The organism is Pseudanabaena sp. PCC 7367 (assembly GCF_000317065.1).
GTDB classification, from domain to species: domain Bacteria; phylum Cyanobacteriota; class Cyanobacteriia; order Pseudanabaenales; family Pseudanabaenaceae; genus Thalassoporum; species Thalassoporum mexicanum.
On record NC_019701.1, the window covers coordinates 3,946,970 to 3,967,441 of the forward strand.

At 46.0% G+C, this 20,472-nt stretch carries 15 protein-coding genes and 1 tRNA gene; 12 read left to right on the top strand and 4 right to left on the bottom strand.

From position 1 onward, the window contains the following. Nucleotides 1-71 precede the first annotated feature (71 nt). The 3 genes from PSE7367_RS20635 to PSE7367_RS20645 all read left to right on the top strand — a co-directional run bounded on the left by PSE7367_RS20635 (nt 72) and on the right by PSE7367_RS20645 (nt 2,829). The gene (locus tag PSE7367_RS20635) at nt 72-758 is read left to right on the top strand and encodes a hypothetical protein (RefSeq protein WP_015166367.1); all 687 of its coding nucleotides are present in this window, start codon (nt 72-74) and stop codon (nt 756-758) included. 351 nt (nt 759-1,109) lie between these two features. After that, complete coding sequence (locus tag PSE7367_RS20640; protein WP_015166368.1) at nt 1,110-1,922, top strand: hypothetical protein; 813 nt, start codon at nt 1,110-1,112, stop codon at nt 1,920-1,922. A 145-nt stretch (nt 1,923-2,067) separates the two neighbouring features. Beyond that, on the top strand, nt 2,068-2,829 hold the full coding sequence (locus PSE7367_RS20645; RefSeq protein WP_015166369.1) for a hypothetical protein: 762 nt from the start codon (nt 2,068-2,070) through the stop codon (nt 2,827-2,829). A 421-nt stretch (nt 2,830-3,250) separates the two neighbouring features. Here PSE7367_RS20645 and infC read toward each other — a convergent pair whose 3' ends face one another. The 3 genes from infC to PSE7367_RS15870 all read right to left on the bottom strand — a co-directional run bounded on the left by infC (nt 3,251) and on the right by PSE7367_RS15870 (nt 6,148). Then, complete coding sequence (infC, locus tag PSE7367_RS15860) at nt 3,251-3,784, bottom strand: translation initiation factor IF-3 (RefSeq protein WP_015166370.1); 534 nt, start codon at nt 3,782-3,784, stop codon at nt 3,251-3,253. An 845-nt stretch (nt 3,785-4,629) separates the two neighbouring features. Beyond that, the gene (gene aroB, locus PSE7367_RS15865) at nt 4,630-5,763 is read right to left on the bottom strand and encodes a 3-dehydroquinate synthase (protein WP_041698549.1); all 1,134 of its coding nucleotides are present in this window, start codon (nt 5,761-5,763) and stop codon (nt 4,630-4,632) included. Between the two features lie 314 nt (nt 5,764-6,077). Further along, a tRNA-Gly gene (locus tag PSE7367_RS15870) sits at nt 6,078-6,148 on the bottom strand. A 516-nt stretch (nt 6,149-6,664) separates the two neighbouring features. Here PSE7367_RS15870 and PSE7367_RS15875 point away from each other — a divergent pair. The 9 genes from PSE7367_RS15875 to PSE7367_RS15915 all read left to right on the top strand — a co-directional run bounded on the left by PSE7367_RS15875 (nt 6,665) and on the right by PSE7367_RS15915 (nt 18,149). After that, nucleotides 6,665-9,586 (top strand): response regulator, encoded by a 2,922-nt coding sequence (locus PSE7367_RS15875; protein WP_015166372.1) that lies wholly within the window; start codon nt 6,665-6,667, stop codon nt 9,584-9,586. A 205-nt stretch (nt 9,587-9,791) separates the two neighbouring features. Then, a complete protein-coding gene (uvrB, locus tag PSE7367_RS15880; RefSeq protein WP_015166373.1) occupies nt 9,792-11,795 on the top strand; it encodes an excinuclease ABC subunit UvrB in 2,004 nt (667 codons plus the stop codon). Nucleotides 11,796-11,857: 62 nt separating this feature from the next. Next, nucleotides 11,858-12,946, top strand: a complete 1,089-nt coding sequence (locus PSE7367_RS15885; protein ID WP_041699903.1) for an AAA family ATPase — start codon at nt 11,858-11,860, stop codon at nt 12,944-12,946. Next, entirely contained in the window at nt 12,907-13,587 is a 681-nt protein-coding gene (locus tag PSE7367_RS15890; RefSeq protein WP_198013425.1) for a DUF4276 family protein, read from the top strand. Before PSE7367_RS15885 ends, PSE7367_RS15890 begins: the two co-directional genes overlap by 40 nt. 169 nt (nt 13,588-13,756) lie before the next feature. Beyond that, nucleotides 13,757-14,680, top strand: a complete 924-nt coding sequence (gene thyD / locus PSE7367_RS15895) for a thylakoid membrane protein ThyD (protein WP_015166376.1) — start codon at nt 13,757-13,759, stop codon at nt 14,678-14,680. Nucleotides 14,681-14,741: 61 nt separating this feature from the next. After that, nucleotides 14,742-15,068: a translation initiation factor gene (locus tag PSE7367_RS15900; RefSeq protein ID WP_015166377.1), complete on the top strand. Its 327-nt coding sequence runs from the start codon at nt 14,742-14,744 to the stop codon at nt 15,066-15,068. Nucleotides 15,069-15,141: 73 nt separating this feature from the next. Beyond that, the gene (locus PSE7367_RS15905) at nt 15,142-15,468 is read left to right on the top strand and encodes a hypothetical protein (RefSeq protein ID WP_015166378.1); all 327 of its coding nucleotides are present in this window, start codon (nt 15,142-15,144) and stop codon (nt 15,466-15,468) included. Between the two features lie 388 nt (nt 15,469-15,856). Then, entirely contained in the window at nt 15,857-17,176 is a 1,320-nt protein-coding gene (proB, locus tag PSE7367_RS15910; RefSeq protein WP_015166379.1) for a glutamate 5-kinase, read from the top strand. 373 nt (nt 17,177-17,549) lie between these two features. Continuing rightward, nucleotides 17,550-18,149: a hypothetical protein gene (locus PSE7367_RS15915; RefSeq protein ID WP_015166380.1), complete on the top strand. Its 600-nt coding sequence runs from the start codon at nt 17,550-17,552 to the stop codon at nt 18,147-18,149. Between the two features lie 181 nt (nt 18,150-18,330). On the opposite strand, the gene dxs is transcribed toward PSE7367_RS15915, so the two are convergent. Then, nucleotides 18,331-20,250 carry a 1-deoxy-D-xylulose-5-phosphate synthase gene (gene dxs, locus PSE7367_RS15920; protein ID WP_015166381.1) on the bottom strand — a complete coding sequence of 640 codons (1,920 nt, stop codon included), beginning with the start codon at nt 20,248-20,250 and terminating at the stop codon, nt 18,331-18,333. Nucleotides 20,251-20,472 lie beyond the last annotated feature (222 nt).

Below are 20,472 nucleotides of genomic sequence, written 5' to 3' on the forward strand. Positions count from 1 at the left end.
CTGGCTATTAATTAGATATTAAATATATTCATCAATTATTAACTAAATTCATAACTAAATGGAGCAAGGCAATGCGGCATGTTTCCTTAGCGATCGCTAGTTTATTCCTAGCCGCGATCGGCGGAGCCTGTAGTAATAATTCAACTAGTAATAGTGCGACTAATGCGGCCAATTCAAACCTTGAGCAGGCCACCGAGCAAACAAGCACCCAATCAGGGGCAACCTATTTTGAAGAACCAGTGCTGGTATTAAACCAGACCTCGCCACAAGCCCTGGGCATTGAGCGATCCAGATCGCCCCGATCGCCAGGACTAACCACGCCCACCGACAAAAAACAACGCCAGGCCGAGCTAGACGTGCGTCTTGACTATCCCAGCGAACTCAGCCGCGATCCCTTTGCTACCGCTCCTGGCTTAACCCGATTACCCGAAGTAGTGATCCCAGACCCGATCGATATTCCAGTCCCTCCACCGCCAGCCAGACCACCCCAACCAAGCCCCAGCAATCGCACCGCCTATACCCCACCGCCCCAGGCCACAGCGCAGGTAATCGAAGTTTCGGGTGTGGTGGAAATTGGTGGCAGACGCTATGCGATCGTGACCATTCCTGGTGATATTAGCTCGCGGTATGTGACTGTCGGCCAGCGGATCGCCAGTGGCCAGGTATTGGTCAAGCGGATCGAAATGAGTACCTATCCGCGCGTGATTTTGCAGCAAAATGGCCGTGAATATGCCCACTCGGTCAAGTTGGGAATTTGATTGTGGTTGATTGAAATTCAAAGAACTTGTTCTAAGCTGTGTTTGGCTAAGTTGTTTTACACATATTTAGACATGCTAATTTTAGGCAAAAAATTCAAATTGTCAATCGCCAACTTTTAGTGACATATTCTGGCAAAATCAGATCTTGATTCAGGCAATACCTGGCTAGACCAGGCAAAATGCGCCAACGTCAGGGAAAGAGCGCAATAGAAAATTAATTGCCAAATTCGCCCAGAAGACGTAAAATCTTATCGCATTAGAGAAGAGATAAGTATGTATGGCTAGTGGTTTTGCCAAACATAACTTTTGATTGGTGGTTATGACATATATAAATGTCATTGGAGGAGTTCAATGCGAATAATTTATCTAGCTGGCATTTCAGCTATTATTGCGGTGGCAACGGTTGCCTGTGGCGATCGTCCGCCTAAAAGCTCTACGGATTTCTTTGCCGCAACTGATCAGCCAGACTTAGTTGATCCCAGTTCCGCTACAACCATATCCGGATCAGCTAATACTAGCGTCGGTAATTCTAGAAATACTAAAACAGATTCAGAAACCTCAGAGACCTCAGAAACCTTTGATCAGGCCTTCCTGGGTGACCTGACTGAAACAACTTCTAAGCAAGAGCGTAAGCAGCTACTTAGCGATCGCCAAAAAATGGTCGATCAACTTACCAGCCAGCCAAAACAGTCGGAATCAGCAACACAATCAGAGGATAGCGAAGTTTTCACCACCACTACAGTAGTTGAGCGTGATCCCTTTGCACCAATTCCCGGCAGTGTTAAACCATTGGCCGAAGTATTGGCGGAAACCAGGCCGCAACTGCCACAACTATCTGTCAATCAGCCGCCCGCAGTGCCGATTGCGCCACCGATCGCGCCGATCGTGGTCGATCCAGTGGCCGAAGCCAGAGCCGTCCAGGTAACTGGTGTGGTGGAGCTTAATGATGGCAAATATGCGATCGTGTCTGTGCCTGGTGAAAGTAGCACCCGCTATGTCAAAGAAGGACAAATGTTAGCATCCCAAATTTTAGTCAAACGGATCGAGCTTTCCAGTCCACCGGCAGTGATCCTCCAACAAAAAGGCATTGAGGTGCGCCATAGCGTGGGACAATTCCTGAGTCAGATCTACCAAAACCAAGTAGTAAGCCAGGATCTTGGTTAGCTGGTTAACTAAACGATTTACTTGGGCGATCGATTGGATTGATGAATCAGAATATGCGAAAGATTTAAATGGATTAGAATTGAAGTAATGGCGTGAGGGTGGCTCTAGCAGAGATCTAATAAACAGGTATAACAGGAGTAGAGCAATGCGTACTTTTTATCTAGCAGGAACGATGGCGGTGTTAACCGCACTATTAGGGGCATGTACCACAAATTCGATCGAAAATGCCGGTGACCAGCTTTCCATGAGCGATCCCCTGGCTCCAACCGAAGAAACCCCAGCCGAAGAAGTTCCTGCCGCCACCGCCCCCACCGCAACGGAGCAGCCATTATTCACCCGACCAGTAGTAAGCGGGGTGCAGCTAATTCCACCGACGGATAAACAAGAAGTCCAACAGGAACTAAACCAAAAAATTAGTGGTAATTCCACCGTACGCGATCCTTTCCTGACTATTCCTGGTACTGTGCCTTTGCCAGAGCTACCCCAGGCCAATCCAACTCCACCTCCAAATGTGCTGAGACCAAGCGGTCCTACAGTAACGGTTGCAGAACCAACTTTGCCTATCCCCACAGAAGCCAGAGCGGTTGAAGTTAGCGGTGTGATTGAAATAGGCGGTGAGCAATATGCGATTATTGCTGCCCCCAATGAACCCACCACCAGATATGTGAGAGCTGGACAAAGGGTGGCGGGGAATCAAGTTTTGGTAAAACGGATTGTAACGTTTGGTACGCCCGTGGTGATCCTAGAGCAGTATGGCGTGGAAGTGACCAGGCCGATCGGCGAAAAGGTTGCAGCAGCGCCAAATAGCAATTCACCGACCAATGCCCCGAATGCGCCTCAAACCAATCGACCAGCACCTGGGGTAATCTTACCGCCACCAACTGCTACCTCACCGTTGCTGCCATAGATTTGCTTGCTTGTTTTAGCTAAAAAGTTGCCTGCCATAGCAAAAAGATAGCTAGCTGTGCTTTAGGGTTTACCAACAACCTTAGCCATCAGCTAGCTTTTTTATTGCCTAAAATTATGGAAATTATGGCAAACGTGGGTAGTTGGGAAGGACATGATCGATACTTAATCAAGGCACTATTTCTAATCGATTAGAAACCTTGGCTGTTGTCCTATGTCCTAACCCAATCTTTGATTGATATAGCTCAGGAGTCAATATCAATCACCAACATCCAGGCGATCGCCCGATGACTAATCTCAATTGCTAACCTGATTATTAATGATTAATCAGTAGTCCGTAGCAATATCCTGAGTAATTATTAAGATTATTAAGTAATTGAATCGGGATGAAATGCCTATTTACACCTACCTAATTACCTAATTTACTTACCCTCTGTCTTTTTGGGTGCCATCAGCATAGTCATATTACGGCCTTCACGCTTGGGAGCCTGTTGGATATCCGCTACTTCCATCAGATCGTTCGCCATCCGATTGAGTAGATCTTCAGCCAAATTGACATGCTGAATTTCTCGACCCCGAAACATCACCGTAGCTTTGACTTTGTCGCCACCTTTTAAAAACCGCGAGGCATGATTGATCCGCACTTGATAGTCATGCTCATCGATCTTGTAGCGCATCTTCACTTCCTTGAGATCAGCGGTATGCTGTTTTTTACGGGCTTCGCGCTCTTTTTTCTCTTTCTCAAACTTGTACTTGCCGTAATCCATGATCCGGCAAACTGGTGGATCAGCTTTATCGCTGACCAGCACTAAATCCAGTTCCCGCTCATCTGCAATCGTCATCGCTTCCTGGGGCGGCATAATGCCTAGTTGCTCCCCATCCGCACTAACTACACGAATTTGGGGAAACTTGATGCGTTCATTGATGGTAGGGAGATCTCGCTTGGATTTCTTCATGCAGATTGTATTTGTATAACTCCTGGCTAGTCTACTAAGTTAAATAAATTGAATTTATGTCGCTGACAACTACTACTATTACTACATCAAACCTAATTTCGTCTCAATCGATCGCAATTTTAAATAATTCACGCGCAGTTAAGTTAAGCTCTGACGATCGACTAACTAATTGAATTAACCAAATTGAGTTTGGATTAAGCGATCGCTCCTCCTCCTCCTCCTACATGACTGTTACATATAGAGTGACATGAGTTTGAGCGAATTCGAGCCGTTTGAGCAAAATATTAAAGCTTGTAGTTATCAGCTAGTTTGTGGTGTGATCGCGCAATTCATCGCATCGCTGCATCAAAATGCGTTAGAAAATAGATTAGATCAACAAATCAAACTGAAATAAACAGTAATGGGAGCAGACGCAATTAGAGCTAAAGTGCTTACCGATTAACTATCTTGATTAGAATGGCAAGCTCAACACCTATGAGTCCAGCTCAGATTGAACTATTCTACACATTTTGTCCTATAAATTTTGGCGATGGCAATGGATTAATATTCTCAACTGTCCTTGCAGCCAACATAATTGATTAAAGATGAATATCAATTACCAATTACTGCTCTAGGAAACATGGCGATCGCACTCGATCAAATAACCACCCCTCACCTGGCACCAAGTTTAGTTAAGCTTAACCAATAACCAAAGTTCAGCGCATATTCGATCAGACCAAATAATCAAACCGAATAATTTGTGAGCCTAAATCTATGGCTGCTAGGCTTGACTAAATAACTTGACATAAATTTGACTTCAGACTAATAACTTGACCTAAATTTGACTTCATCCTAAGCATTCCAACTTATGGTGTCAAGCTTTGTTGTAAAACTTTGATGACCAGTTCTGCGCTGACCCGATCGCTGATTTGGGTATGGCCGATCGCGGTGGGCAAAATAAACCGAACCTTGCCATGTTCCACCTTCTTATCATGACTCAATGCGGTCACAATTTGATTCAAGTCAGTATTAGGTGGCAACTTGTGGGGTAATTTGGCCTTAGTAATTAATTCTAGCTGGCGATCTTGACTCTCTTGATCCCATAAGCCCATCGCCACGGCGATCGCCCCAGCGGCAATCATCCCCAACGCCACGGCCTCGCCATGATTAAATAGCCGATAATTGGTCACCATTTCGATCGCATGACCGACGGTATGGCCATAATTGAGGATCGCCCTGAGGCCACCTTCTTTTTCATCCTTGGCGACAACTTCGGCCTTGGCTTTGGCGCAGCGATATAAAATTGTGTCCAGCAAATTTGCATCCACATACCGAAACTGATCGAGGCGCTTGGCTTGGCTCAAAATCTCGAATAATTCAGCATCCCAGATCACACCATATTTAATTACCTCAGCGATCGCGGCGCGAAATTCTCGGCTCGGCAAGGTACTTAGCACCTGGGGATCAATCCACACCAGACGGGGTTGATAGAATGCGCCGATCAGGTTTTTGCCCTGGGGATGATTTACGCCGGTTTTTCCACCAATGGCGGCATCGACCATTGCTAGCAGACTGGTGGGTACTTGCACAAAATTGATACCCCGCAACCAGGTAGCGGCAGCAAACCCAGCCATATCACCAATTACACCACCCCCCAGCGCCACGATCGTGGAGTTGCGCTCTAGATGATTGGCATAGGCAGCATCGTGAATTTTATAGAGCCATTTGGTGGTTTTATAACGTTCTCCGGCCGGAATCACAAAATGATTGGCGGCAAATCCAGCTTGTGCCAGGGAGCTTAACACCCGATCGCCATAGTAATCAAGAATCTTGGGATTCGATACCACCAGGACTTTGTTGCTTTTTTGACCTAGCTGCAATTGCGCCATTTGCGATCCCAGGTCAGCCAGGATGCCAGGGGCGATCGTAATCTGGTAGTTCTTATTCTTGGTGGCAGCGGGCTCAAATTCAACATTAATGATCGCGGGTTGACTGGACATTGAACTGGGCATTGATTTGTATCTGCTGGGTTTATGAATATTATTTAGTTAACTATTATTAGCTAACAACGGGTGAATTCATTGATCAAAGCAATGCATATGTCCTTGATCGTTTTTTAAGCAATCCTTCAAGCAATTTTATGTACTAAATATCCTTTCCCTTCTATAAGATGCAAAGCATCACAATTGAAACCAATAGTGAAACCAATAGATTTAAAGCCTGATAAAATTCGTCAGCACAAGTTAGGCATAGCAGGAAATTGCCAACACTTGTAAATACCTAACACTTGTAAATACATAGTATATAACTTTAAAGCGGGCGACCAGAATCGAACTGGCACTATCTGCTTGGAAGGCAGGAGTTCTACCACTAAACTACGCCCGCGAAATATTGCGGCTGGGATGATTGACTTTGCCAATAGCTAAAGGATAAACCACTTAAACTAAATAGAGCCGCTCCCCATCACCTCTAGCCGTAACTGCGAATGATAAGTTTAACACAAAAGCCAAAAACTACCCAGCGCGATCGGTACTATTCATGCCTAAGCAGTCTTTTGCCGAAGATATTGGAGTTAGAAGATATTGGAGTTAGAAGATATTGGGATTAAAAGTATTAGTATGATCTGTCCCTCCCTAAGATTATGATCTGTTCCTAAGATCAACAGGCTACTAATGGCCAACCACAAAAACCATGCTCAGTATCGCTCCGATCGGGTAGACACATGGTTCTGGACTGCAATTTCTCAGATTCAATTCAAATTATTTAGATAAATGGCTTAAATATAATTTAGAGCACAATTAATAATTAAGCCCTGAAGTAAAGTAGTCTGCCCTTGACGACACATAGAACATCAACCGAGAATTTGAGCAGGGGAAAAATCATGGAGCAATGCGATCGCAGATGAGTAAATATAAATTACTGATCGTTGATGATGAAATTAATAACCTGGACATGCTGGAGCGGATCTTTCGGCGTGAATATCAGGTATTAAAGGCATTAAATGGTGCAGAGGCTTTATCTTTGCTGGAGCAGGAAGGCGAGGTAGCTGTAATCATCTGCGATCAACAGATGCCACAGATGACTGGTACTCAGCTTTTAACGCAGATTGCGGCTAGCTATCCCGACACAATTCGGATCATTCTCACCGCTTACACTGATGCCGCTGATATGGTGACGGCGATCAATACCTGCCAAGTATTTAAATATTTAACCAAACCCTACGAAAGCAAAGAATTAACTAGCATTGTCGAGCAAGCGATCGCTGCCTATGAGCTAGTCAAAAATCGCACTCAGTCTCTACTTCAAGATTTACATTCTGCCGAGGAAAAATATCGTAGCATTTTTGAAAACTCGGTAGAGGGGATTTTCCAAACCACGATCGATGGCCAGTACATCACGGCTAACCCAATGCTAGCCCGCATCTATGGCTATGATTCGCCCAGCGATTTGATGGCTAATATTACTAACATCAGGGAGCAACTCTATGTGGTAAAGGATCGCCGTCGGGAATTTGTGCGCTTAATGCATCAGCATGATACAGTTTCTGGGTTTGAATCCCAAATCTATCGCCGCGATGGTAGCAAAATCTGGATTTCCGAAAATGTCAGGGCAATGCGGGATGAAGCTGGTAATTTGATCAGGTTTGAGGGCACAGTTCAGGATATTACCCAGCAAAAACGAGCCGAGGATGAGGTTAAGCTGCTGCAAACCATTACGCTGGATATCAGCACCGCAGAAGATTTTAATGCAGCTTTACATATTGCCCTGCGTGATATTTGTAGTTTTACGGAATGGGAATTGGGAGAAGCCTGGATTCCCGATCGAGATTATCGAGTTTTGCAATATAGCTCAGCCCTATATACCTCGATCAATCCAGATTTGTCAGCAAAATTTGTGCAGTTTAGCCGCGATATGACTTTTTCCTACAATGTCGGGATGCCAGGTAGAGTGTGGGCCAAGCAAAAGCCAGAATGGATCTGGGACTTACCCGTGAAATCAGGGAAAGAGTTTCCGCGCAGGCAAATTGCACTGGAATGCGGTCTCAAGGGCTGTTTGGGTATTCCCATCATTGCGGTCGATCGGGTCGTGGCGATCATGGCATTTTTCATGAGTGATCCCGATGAGGAAGATCAACGGCTATTGGATCTGGTCAATGCGATCGCTACTCAGCTAGGGGGGCTAATGCAGCGTCGCCGCAGCGAAGAGGAACTAAAGCGGCTCAATGAGGAGCTATCCCAGGCCAGAGACCAGGCATTGGAAGCAAACCGCGCCAAGAGCGCCTTCGTTGCCAATATGAGCCATGAGCTACGCACGCCCTTGAATGCGATTATTGGCTACAGCGAAATGCTGCAAGAGGATTGCGAGGATCTCGGTGAAGAGGAAATGGTAGATGATCTGCTCAAGATCTATGATGCTGGGAAACATCTGCTGGAGCTAATTAACGACATCCTGGATCTATCTAAGATCGAAGCAGGCAAGATGGAAATGTTTCTAGAAACCTTTAATGTCTATGACCTGGTAGATAATGTGGCCGCCACAATCCGACCATTGGTAGAAAGAAATAATAACCACTTGTTGATTAATTGCGATCGCCAGATTGGGATTATGTATGCTGATGTTACTAAGCTGCGGCAATCCCTGTTTAATTTGCTTAGTAACGCCTGTAAATTCACCGAAAACGGCCAAATCAATCTGAATGTATTTGCATACCAAGAAGATGACCATCGGTGGATCAAGTTCCAGGTGGTTGATACTGGCATTGGCATCAGCATCGACAAAATCGGCAAGCTTTTTCAGGCTTTCACCCAGGTGGACAGCTCCACTACCCGTAAATATGGTGGCACTGGACTAGGTTTGGCCATCAGTCAGCGCTTTTGCCGGATGATGGGTGGAGATATCATGGTGGAAAGCGATTTAGACCAGGGTTCAACTTTTACAATCGTCTTGCCGCTTGATCCGCGCAAAGCAAAGCCTTTAGTGCCTCCTCCCCCTGCTGCTCATATTGATCCAGAGTCAGGAGAGCAGGAGCTACCCACCGATTGCCCCAGGATCCTAGTGATCGATGATGATCCCACAGTCCATGATTTGATGAAGCGTTTTTTGCAGAAAAAGGGCTTTTATACAATCTCAGCAGTGACAGCCGAGGAGGGAATCAATAAGGCCAAACGATTCAAACCAAATGCGATCACCCTGGATGTGATGATGCCGCATATGGATGGATGGGCAACCCTCACTGCCCTAAAAGCCGATCCAAGTACAGCTTCGATTCCAATTATTATGCTAACGATGGTGAGTGATAAGAGCATGGGATATGCCCTGGGAGCTTCGGATTATTTAACCAAGCCGATCAATCGTGATTTACTTGTAGCCACTTTGAATAAATACCGTCATGGTAGTTTGAGTGATGCTGAAGAGGAAATTGCTGCTGGTATTCTACCTTCACTCGAAGAATTAACCGTGTTAATAGTTGACGATGAACCTGATATCCGTGAGATTTTTCGACGGATTCTAAACAAGGAAAACTGCCAGGTGCTGGAGGCCGAGAACGGTCAAGTAGCCCTCGACGTAATCGATCAACAAACTCCAGATCTGATTATTCTAGATTTGATGATGCCAGAGATGGATGGATTCCAGTTTATTGATACACTCCGAGCCCAATGTCGTTGGCCTGCGATCCCAATTCTTGTTACCACGGCTAAGGAGATCACCGAAGACGATCGGCAGAAGTTGAATGGTTCAGTGCGCAAGGTTTTGCAAAAAGGAGCCTATAGTCGGCAGGAGTTACTTGATGAAATTATGCGGATCTTAGATATGAATAATTAGGTATTGAAAAATTAGGTATTGAAGAATAGGCATAGCTGAACAAAGGCTTAGTAACTTTTTGGCTATGATTGAATACCGTACCTAATCATGACTGATCATTAATCTACTTAAACTCTGGGTTGGTTAATGTGATTAATATAGATTTCAGAGACTGATGTTTAATTGATAGTTTTAATCTTCATCTGCGATCGAACCTACCTATCCTATGCCAGAATTTAACCTGCAAGCCCCCTGGGCACCTACCGCTGACCAGCCAAAGGCGATCGCCCAATTGCTAGAAGGACTAGACGCAAACAATCGCTGCCAAACTTTGCTGGGTGCCACCGGTACGGGCAAAACCATGACGATCGCCAATGTGATTGCCCAACATCAAAAGCCAACCCTGGTACTGGCTCATAATAAAACCCTGGCTGCCCAGTTGTGTAATGAGTTGCGGCAGTTTTTCCCCGACAATGCGGTGGAATATTTCATTAGCTATTACGACTACTATCAGCCGGAAGCCTATATCCCAGTTACCGATACCTATATTGAAAAATCCGCCTCGATCAACGAAGAGATCGATATGCTGCGCCACTCGGCCACCCGATCGCTGTTTGAACGCACTGATGTAATTGTGGTGGCATCAATTAGCTGCATCTATGGGTTGGGGATTCCGGAAGAATACCTCAAGGCTTCGATTCCATTACGAGTGGGTGCAGAAGTCGATCCGCGCCAGCTTTTGCGCAGTCTGGCCTCGGTGCAATATGAACGCAATGACGTTGAACATGGTCGTGGCAAGTTTCGGATTAAGGGCGATATCCTGGAAATTGGTCCTGCCTATGAAGATCGGATCATTCGGGTTGAGTTTTTTGGTGATGAGATCGAAGCGATCCGCTATGTCGATCCGGTTACTGGCGAGATTATGCAAAGTATGGAAGGGTTGAATATTTACCCCGCCCGCCACTTTGTCACCCCAGAGGAACGCCTAGTGCAAGCCTGCGATCAGATCGAGGCGGAGCTAGAGACACAGTTGATAGACCTTAAGAAAGCAGAAAAACTCCTGGAAGCACAGCGCTTAGAGCAGCGCACCCGCTACGATCTGGAATTATTACGGGAAATTGGTTTTTGTAGTGGCGTAGAAAACTACTCGCGCCACCTGGCGGGCAAAGAAGCAGGCGATCCCCCTGGTTGCCTGGTGGATTATTTCCCGCAAAATGATTGGCTTTTGGTGATCGATGAATCCCATGTGACCGTGCCGCAAATTCGCGCCATGTACAAAGGCGATCGGGCTCGAAAAATGACCCTGATCGAGCATGGCTTTCGCTTACCCAGTGCTGCCGACAATCGCCCACTTAAGTCCGATGAATTCTGGCAAAAGGTGCATCAGTGCATTTTTGTCTCGGCCACCCCTGGTAATTGGGAAAAGGAAGAATCACAGCAGATCGTCGAGCAAATCATTCGCCCCACTGGCGTACTCGATCCTGAAGTGTTTGTGCGCCCCACCGAAGGCCAGGTAGACGATCTCCTCCATGAAATCAAGCTGCGGGTACAGCGCAATGAACGCACTCTGATCACCACCCTGACTAAGCGAATGGCGGAGGATTTAACCACCTACTTCCAAGAGCGCCATGTGAGCGTACGCTACCTGCATTCAGACATCAAGCCGATCGAACGGATTGAGATTTTGCAAGATCTGCGTAAGGGTGCTTTTGATGTTTTGATTGGTGTTAACCTGCTGCGGGAAGGTTTGGACTTGCCGGAAGTATCATTGGTGGCGATCCTGGATGCCGATAAGGAGGGCTTCTTGCGGGCAGAGCGATCGCTAATTCAAACCATTGGCCGCGCCGCGCGAAACATCAATGGCCAGGTGGTGATGTATGCCGATCGGATCACAGACAGCATGAAAAAGGCGATCAGTGAAACTAGTCGCCGCCGTCAAATTCAAATTGAATATAACCGGGCGCATGGCATCGAGCCCAAACCGATCGTGAAAGACACTTCATCCAATGCGATTCTCGACTTTTTGTCTGTCTCTCGCCGCCTCAGTGAACAACAACTGGACTACACCGTCAGCCATGCCAGTGAATTATCCCTCGATGAGATCCCAATGCTAATTGAGCAATTGGAGGTGCAAATGAAGGAGGCAGCGAAAAAGCAGGAGTTTGAGCAGGCTGCCCAATACCGCGACAAGATCAAGAGGTTGCGTAATCAATTGCTGGGTAAGCGTTAAGATTGTTCTAAATATTTTCGGTGGTACAACTTGAGCCCATCAATGGCAATGCTCAAAAGCTAATGGAAACACCAGATAAAAATGCCCAATTAAGCCGAGTGGTGCTAAAAGGATTTAAGTCGATCGCTGAATGCGATATTGAACTTAAGCCTCTCAATGTGCTGATCGGTTGCAATGGTGCTGGTAAATCTAACTTCATTAGCTTTTTCAAGATGATTCAGCAATTGCTGGACAAGAATTTACAACGCTTTGTGGGTCAGGAAGGTGGGCCTGATTCAATTTTACATTTCGGTCGCAAAACAACCGAGATTCTTGAGGTAGGCCTATATTTTGGAATGCGTCAATACAAAGCTGCATTCATGCCGACCAAAGATAATCGTTTAATGATTGGAGAAGAAATACTTATAGCATTTGATAATCTGGCTGGCAGCAGCAAAGGTAAATTTGAGACGGTTATGGGGCAGACGAAAGGAACCGCTGATTATTATGTACTGTCTGGCATGAAGGGCTGGTGGATTTTTCACTTCCACGACACCAGTGACAGCGCAACAGTTAAACAACTACACCCAATCAACGACAATATTTATTTACGTCCCGATGCCAGCAATCTGGCCGCGTTTCTTTATTTACTAAAAGAGCAGTATCGAGATAACTACGATCGCATCGTTAAAACAATTCGCCTGGTTGCCCCTTTCTTTGGCGATTTCATCCTGCGGCCATCACCCCTTAACCAGGATAATATTCAACTGGAATGGCAAGAACTAGGCCAGGATATCCCTTTTAAAGCCCACCATTTGTCTGATGGTACGTTGCGGTTCATTTGCCTTGCCACGTTGTTGCTGCAACCAAAATCCTTACAGCCAGAAACCATCTTGATCGATGAGCCAGAATTGGGACTACATCCCTATGCAATTAACGTCCTGGCATCATTGATCAGGTTGGCATCGTTGGAAAAGCAGCTAATTGTTTCTACTCAATCGATCGAGCTTTTGAATAATTTTGAGCCAGAAGATGTGATCGTAGTCGATCGTGACCAGGGCAAATCAACTCTAAACCGTCTTTCTAGTTCAAAACTTCAGGAGTGGTTAGATGAATACACCTTGGGTGAGCTATGGCAAAAGAACCTGTTCGGGGGTACACCTGCCAGATGAGCAATGTTTACATACTTGTTGAGGGGCAGACTGAGTTCATATTTATTAGTGAATTCCTGAGCGAGTTCTTTCGGGGAAAAAGTATATATCTGTTTCCCATCGTGACTAGAACTAGTAAGACGGCAAAGGGCGGTATAGTCATATATTCTCAGGTAAAGCCTCAATTAGAACAACTATGCAAAGAACACCCGAATGAATTTGTCACAACAATGATTGATTTATATGGGTTGCCCAATGATTTTCCTGGTAAGGATTCCTTGCCAAATATTACTGATCCATACCAAAAGGTTGAGTATCTTGAACAAAGTTTGGCGAGCGATCTAAATTGTCCAAACTTTTACCCTAATATTATGCTGCATGAGTTTGAAACTCTACTTTTCAGCGATCCTAAGGCTTTCAGGAGTTGGTTTAATGATGAAGTGGTCAATCGCATAGAAGTTATTAGCCGCAACTTTGAAACTCCTGAGCATATTAACGATGGTGTAACTACTGCGCCTTCAAAGAGAATCATCCAATGCTGCAAAGGCTATGACAAGATTCTGCATGGCTCAACAATATCCCTGGATATTGGTTTAGATACTATTCGTAACAAATGTAGGCATTTTGACGACTGGCTCAATAAACTGATGACATTGGTTTAGCCACCAATTCGCAGCAGAAAATTTTTTTAGGGCAGGTAAATCGCCTATGATCCAGGTATTAGACTTCTTGCCTAAATGCTAAATCTGAGGCTGAGAGATTAATCTCTCTGGAATATGAGGCGTTTGCAAGAGATCTATTGTCGATCGTATCGATGGGGACTTTTATCCTATGAGAGTAGTTATTACTGGCGCTACTGGTTTTATTGGCACCAGACTGGTGGAAAAATTACATGGGCGGGGCGATCGCCTCACGCTGCTGGTGCGCGACCCAGACAAAGCCCAGCAGCAATTCCCAGCGGATGTTTTTACCAACCTGGCGATCGTGGCCTATACCCCGCTGCAACTGGGCGAATGGACTAATGTATTTGGCGATTGTGATGGCGTGGTCAATTTAGCTGGAGCACCGATTTTTGGCCAACGCTGGAGCGATAAGGTAAAAAAAGCGATTCTGGAAAGTCGGCAAATTGGCACCAGACGAATTATTGAAGCGATCAAAACCAATCAACATAAACCGACAGTATTAGTTAATGGCTCGGCGATCGGTTTCTATGGCACCGATCCAGACAAAGAATTTGATGAATATAGCTTTTCTGGTGATGATTTTCTGGCCGAGGTTTGTAAAGCCTGGGAGGCAGAAGCAGATGTGGCCAGCGAACTGGGCTTGCGGGTGGTCAAGCTACGCACTGGCATTGTGATGGGGAATGGCGGCGCTTTAGCAAAACTGCTGCCTATTTTTCAGCTTGGGGCTGGTGGCAAGATTGGTAATGGCAAGCAATGGTTTTCCTGGATTCACCGCGACGATCTGGTCGATTTAATTATGCTAGCGCTGGACAATACCCAAATTACTGGATCGCTAAATGGTACTGCCCCCAATCCAGTCACTAATGCTGAATTTACCAAAACCCTGGCCAAGGCCGTTGCCAAACCGGCGCTTTTACCAGTGCCAGCGATCGCCCTGCAAGTAATCCTGGGTGAGGCATCGATTTTAGTATTAGAAGGGCAAAAGGTTTTACCCAAGAAAGCGCTGCACAATAAGTTTTCTTTTACCTATCCTGAATTGGAGCCAGCTTTAATGGAGATTGTAGGCAAATAGTGGGTAGGAACAATCATTTCTCCTGCCCTGATCTAGGTGATCTAATTATTTGAATAGACCTATGAGTAAACAAAAAAAGGTAGTTTATCGGGAGTTTGGCGACCCGGAACCAGAGTTTGTGGAGGAGGCGATCGATTTGCCACCGCAACAACAAAACCTGAAGATCGAGGCTTCTCGCAAGGGGCGCAAGGGTAAAACCGTAACTGTGATCAGCGGGTTTCAAACTGATGCGGAAACGTTAGCTAAGTTGACCAAGCAACTCAAAAATCAATGCGGTTCTGGCGGCACGCTCAAAGACCAGACGATCGAAATCCAGGGCGATCACAAACAAAAAATTTTACAGTTTTTAACTAGTTTGGGTTACAAAGCAAAAATTAGCGGCGGTTAGGTAATCAATCATGTTTTAAAATGCTGAGGCAATCATCGATCGCCTGCATTTAAATAACCTGCATTTAAATAAAATGTCTCTACGTGTAATTAATGATTTTGATGCCAGCTTTGAACTGGAGCCAGAAGCCAAGGCAACTTTATTTGAGCTTTTGAAAAATGAGGCTTTTCTAGCCCAAGTTGCTGAGCAAAGTAAATGCGATCGGCTGGAATTTAGTGAGCTCTTGTTTCAGCCTGTGCCCTATTCCACCAAAACTCCCAAGGGCATGTTGCCGGAATTTGAGCAATATCATGATGCGGATGATTATTTGATTATCAATGTGCCGCCGAATTTTATGTTCAAGGCCAAAATTTTCAAACCCAGCCGCCTTTGTGCGATCTACAGCAAGCTAGAAAACTAGGACTCGATAGCAGTAGTTATGATGATGAATAGATTTAGCAGTCACATCTAACCAATGTGTTTTTGCAAAAGCATCCTGAGTAATTGAGTTTGGTGGATTTTTGCAATCTCTAATTTGTGATTAGTGGCGATCGCTGCCCCTATATTGCTCCTTTTGGAATCGCTCCTGATCGAATTTAATCAAATAGGCATTAAGCATTATTCATGATCGACTGATTTGCTGATCTGCTTTCTCACCTTAAATAGGAATCAAGATATATCTCTGGCAGGAAAGAGATCGTCTAATTGCAATTACTGCCAGCCACAATCAATCCTGCACAATATCTCGCTCTTAACAGCCCGATCGAAAATCAGGGCAGCTAATCATCAGAATCAAAAACAGTTTAAGCATGGCTCAGGCAAAACCAACCACAAACCAACCCGCTTCGCAATCCTCGAAAAACGCACAGACAATTGTAATTAAAATTGGCACTTCTAGCCTGACCAAGCCAGATACTGGCGATCTGCGGTTGGCAGCGATCGCCCAGCTAGTTGAGGTGATCGTGCAATTACAACGGTTGGGGCATCGGGTGGTGCTGGTGTCATCGGGGGCGATTGGCGTGGGTTGTACTCGTCTGGGGATGACCGATCGACCCAAGCGAATTGAGGCCAAGCAAGCGATCGCGGCAGTGGGTCAGGGGCGGCTGATTCGGATTTATGATGATTTTTTTGCCGCCTTTGCCCAACCGGTGGCGCAGGTATTGCTGACCCGTAATAATTTAATTTTGCGGCATCATTACATCAAGGTACTCAATACCTTTAATGAGCTGTTGCAGATGTCAATTGTACCGATCGTGAATGAAAATGACACAATTGCGATCGATGAAATTAAATTTGGCGATAATGATACCCTCTCGGCGTTGGTGGCCAGTTTAATCGAAGCTGATTGGTTGTTCTTGCTTACTGATGTGGACTGTCTTTATTCTGCTAATCCCCACCAGGAAGAAACTGCCGTGCCAATTTCAACGGTGGGCTATGAACAGTTGCAAAAGTTGATTGGTCAGGATATGGGGCAAGATACTGGGGGCGATCGCCCTGCCTCTGGTTTTGATAATCAAGCTAATCGGTTTGAGCAGTCAATCGCTCAAGCTCCTCCTCGCCCCACTAAGCAGCCCAGCCAAACCAACCACCCCAACCAAAGCAATAAATGGGGCACAGGTGGCATTAATACCAAGCTGACCGCCGCTAAGATTGCGGCCACGGCAGGGGTCAAAACCGTAATTAGCCTCGGCAGTGAACCGCAACGGCTTTTATCAATTCTGCAAGGTGAGCAACTCGGTACTACCTTCGAGCCCCTACCCCGTGCGGTTACGGCTCGCAAACGCTGGATCGCCTATGGCTTGATTCCGGCCGGAAAGTTGATTCTGGACGCGGGGGCAGTGCTGGCGCTGGAAAAATCGGGGCGATCGCTCTTGCCTGCTGGTATTACTCAGGTAATTGGCAAATTTGAAATAACCGATGCCGTGAGCCTTTGCGATCCCAATGGGGTAGAGTTTGCGCGGGGGATTGTTAACTATAACAGCGGTGATATTGCCAGGATCGCTGGGTTCAACTCCCAGCAAATCCCCCAACTTCTTAATCTAGATCCCAATGAGTTTGATGGTGAAGTGATCCACCGGGATAATATGGTGTTGCTCAACCCCACGATCGCTACCCCAACTGGAACTTAGCTATAGCAATGTAAGTTGCTGGGTTCCCAAAGAGGTAACTATTGAGGGGCTGACCTGGATTGATTTTGGCTATTATTTGCCTTTGGCTCTGCATAATTAATTTATTACCAGGGATTATATACATTCCTGAGCACTAGATCATCACTAGATCACTAGGGCATCTTCAAGAGACTTCTTTGGCATAAACGCCTATAGATTAGATCAAAACATACCACTGCTTGCCCAACATCTAGCTTGGAATAGCGCCAGCAAAGAACTAAATAGACTAAATAGCGATCGATTGAACCAGATCTAGGCTCAGCCAGTCTAATCAATTAAGTTTGGATTCAATCACTAATCGTTAGACTTTTGATTATTATGGGGAAAAGCAGCCATGAAAAGTCATTTACATTCAATTAAATATTCAATTAAATATTCAATCAAACTAACCGTGCTAACCCTCGCCGCTGTTGGTCTGAGCCTATCGCTAGGCGGTAACATTGCCCAGGCTGGCGAAACCACGATCAGGGGCAGAAATGGTCGCACCGGCACGATCAACACCAATGTCAATCGGCAAAACAATCGACTAAACTACGATCGCCAGATCACCTATCCCAATGGCAGAAACGCTAACTCGACCGGAGAATTTATCGGCGATCGCAATGGTAATTACAAGGGCAACGTAACCAGGACTAATGTCAATGGTAAATCCAACAACTATTTCGTTGAAGGGACTCGCACCCGCACCAATGGTACTCGCACCAATGATGCGGTGATCACTGGCCCCAACCAGAATCAAGCAACTTTTAATAGTTCTAGCACCTGTAATAGTGGCAGTTGCACAGGCAATCGCAGCCTTACCTATCCCAATGGCAAAACACGTACTACCACTCTGACTGGTGAGCGGGTTGCGCCTGGTGAATATAGCGGTGATGTGAATGTGACTGGTCGCAACGGTCGTACTCGCAGTGGTGAATTCTATCATCGCCGCTAGTTAGGGCAGACTCTCTAGATCAATCACGATCGCAAGGTTTGCAAAGCAATGATGACAATGGCTCTTATTTAGTTTAATCGGATTTTAGATACTTTAGATATAGATTGCCGATTAAATTAGGGACACATGATTGCATCACTTCGACCATAGCCTTGCGATCGGGATAGCTAGTTGGCAATGGTTAATTGGTATTAATTGGCGATCGTGTCTCACTGGTGGTGAGTTGGGTCAAAATGCGATCCTTGATTTGACCACTGGTTAAGCCCAATCCTGCTTTAGCTTCATCGGGAGAAGCATGATCCACCAGAATGTCGGGCACACCCAGACGGGTAATTGGCAACATAATGCCCATATCCATCAGTCCTTCGAGCACGCCGCTGCCAAAGCCACCCATAATGCAGCCTTCTTCGAGCGTAAACACATGGCCGATTTTTTGAGCCAGGGGTGCAATCAGCTCTAGATCGATCGGCTTGGCAAATCTGGCATTCACCACAGTTGCTTCCATGCCATGTTCCACCAGCAATTCAGCCGCCTGCATCGCCGTATTCACCATCGTGCCATAGGCAACTAACAACACATCATCACCTTCGCGTAATACCTCACCCTTGCCGATCGGCAGTGGTTGCCAACCTTCCTCTTGAAGCGGCACACCAATGCCATTACCACGGGGATAGCGCATGGCGATCGGGCCATCGGTGTAGTTAATCCCGGTCACCAGCATTTGTTGCAACTCGGCTTCATCCTTAGGAGCCATCATCACCATATTCGGGATACAACGCAGATAGGCTATATCATACATACCCTGGTGAGTAGGGCCATCTGCACCCACGATCCCGGCTCGATCGAGACAGAAGAAGACGGGCAGCTTCTGGATACAAACATCATGGATAATCTGGTCATAGGCACGCTGCAAGAAGGTGGAATAGATCGCCGCGATCGGTCGCACTCCTTCGCAGGCCATTCCCGCCGCCAGGGTGATCGCATGTTGTTCGGCAATTCCCACATCCACATATTGATCGGGGAACTTGGTTTGTAATTTGTCTAGGCCAGTACCAGTGGCCATCGCTGCTGTAATACCAATAATCCGCTTGTCATGCTCGGCTAGCTTGATCAGCGTATCCACAAACACCTTGGAATATTTAGGTGGTTTGGGCTTGCTGGGTGTAGCTTTACCAGTGGCAATATCAAAGGCATTTTGAGCATGGTAGGCCACCTTGTCTACTTCCGCATATTTATAGCCCTTGCCCTTGGTGGTTGATACATGCACCATCACTGGCCCTTTGAGCGTATGCGCCATCGTGAAGGTGTCGATCAATTCCTTGACATTATGGCCATCGATCGGGCCAATATATTTAAAGCCCAGTTCTTCAATGATTGCCCCTACCTTGTTTTGCAGCATGGTAACAATCTTGAAGTTATCGCGCAGCCTTTCAATCTCTGGGCTGATCGAACCACCCAGAAACGGCAGATTGCGAATTTGATCTTCGAGGTTTTCACTAATCGACTGGATCGGCTCACTGAGGCGGAGACGATTGAGATAACGGGGGATCGCACCAACGTTGGGTGAGATCGACATCTCATTATCATTCAAGATTACCAGCAGGTTAGTTTTGGGCAAATGTCCAGCATGGTTGATTGCTTCTAGAGCCATGCCGCCGGTCAGCGCTCCATCACCAATGATCGCCGCTACCTTATAATCATCGCCCATCGCATCACGCGCCATTGCCATACCCAGGCCAGCAGAGATACTTGTGGAAGCATGACCAGCACCAAAATGATCGAAGGGGCTTTCGGTGCGCTTGAGATATCCAGCTACGCCATCCTTTTGCCGCAGGGTATGGAATTGCTCATAGCGGCCAGTAATCATTTTATGGGGATAGGCTTGATGCCCCACATCCCAAATCACCTTGTCACGATCGAGATCTAAGGTCTGATACAAGCCTAAGGTTAGTTCCACCACCCCCAAGCCAGGCCCAAGGTGTCCACCTGTCGCCGCGATCGTTTGCAGGTGTTTCTCCCGAATCTCCTGGGCAATAGATTCCAATTCTGCCACAGTCAAACCATGCAGTTGGTTGGGATGAACGATATCTCTTAAACGCATAAGGCTTTAAGTATTAATTAGTTAATGAAAATGAATAATGGCAATGCACCTAGTCTACCGACAAATGCATGGATGCGGTGGTTACTACACCCAAATTAATTCTTCTCCTTATCTTAGTCAGAACGGTGTAGCTTTTTTGACATTCGTAATTCTTTGTATCTATCGCCAAGCTTTTAATTTACATTTGTTCATTAAAATGAGAGCAGAGCTTCTACTATCAAT

What these genes read in the sequence shown, in the direction of transcription:
- PSE7367_RS20635 (WP_015166367.1), top strand. Translation starts at nt 72, where the DNA reads ATGCGGCATGTTTCCTTAGCGATCGCTAGTTTATTCCTAGCCGCGATC.
- PSE7367_RS20640 (WP_015166368.1), top strand. Translation starts at nt 1,110, where the DNA reads ATGCGAATAATTTATCTAGCTGGCATTTCAGCTATTATTGCGGTGGCA.
- PSE7367_RS20645 (WP_015166369.1), top strand. Translation starts at nt 2,068, where the DNA reads ATGCGTACTTTTTATCTAGCAGGAACGATGGCGGTGTTAACCGCACTA.
- infC (WP_015166370.1), bottom strand. Translation starts at nt 3,784, where the DNA reads ATGAAGAAATCCAAGCGAGATCTCCCTACCATCAATGAACGCATCAAG.
- aroB (WP_041698549.1), bottom strand. Translation starts at nt 5,763, where the DNA reads ATGTCCAGTCAACCCGCGATCATTAATGTTGAATTTGAGCCCGCTGCC.
- PSE7367_RS15875 (WP_015166372.1), top strand. Translation starts at nt 6,665, where the DNA reads ATGAGTAAATATAAATTACTGATCGTTGATGATGAAATTAATAACCTG.
- uvrB (WP_015166373.1), top strand. Translation starts at nt 9,792, where the DNA reads ATGCCAGAATTTAACCTGCAAGCCCCCTGGGCACCTACCGCTGACCAG.
- PSE7367_RS15885 (WP_041699903.1), top strand. Translation starts at nt 11,858, where the DNA reads ATGGAAACACCAGATAAAAATGCCCAATTAAGCCGAGTGGTGCTAAAA.
- PSE7367_RS15890 (WP_198013425.1), top strand. Translation starts at nt 12,907, where the DNA reads ATGGCAAAAGAACCTGTTCGGGGGTACACCTGCCAGATGAGCAATGTT.
- thyD (WP_015166376.1), top strand. Translation starts at nt 13,757, where the DNA reads ATGAGAGTAGTTATTACTGGCGCTACTGGTTTTATTGGCACCAGACTG.
- PSE7367_RS15900 (WP_015166377.1), top strand. Translation starts at nt 14,742, where the DNA reads ATGAGTAAACAAAAAAAGGTAGTTTATCGGGAGTTTGGCGACCCGGAA.
- PSE7367_RS15905 (WP_015166378.1), top strand. Translation starts at nt 15,142, where the DNA reads ATGTCTCTACGTGTAATTAATGATTTTGATGCCAGCTTTGAACTGGAG.
- proB (WP_015166379.1), top strand. Translation starts at nt 15,857, where the DNA reads ATGGCTCAGGCAAAACCAACCACAAACCAACCCGCTTCGCAATCCTCG.
- PSE7367_RS15915 (WP_015166380.1), top strand. Translation starts at nt 17,550, where the DNA reads ATGAAAAGTCATTTACATTCAATTAAATATTCAATTAAATATTCAATC.
- dxs (WP_015166381.1), bottom strand. Translation starts at nt 20,250, where the DNA reads ATGCGTTTAAGAGATATCGTTCATCCCAACCAACTGCATGGTTTGACT.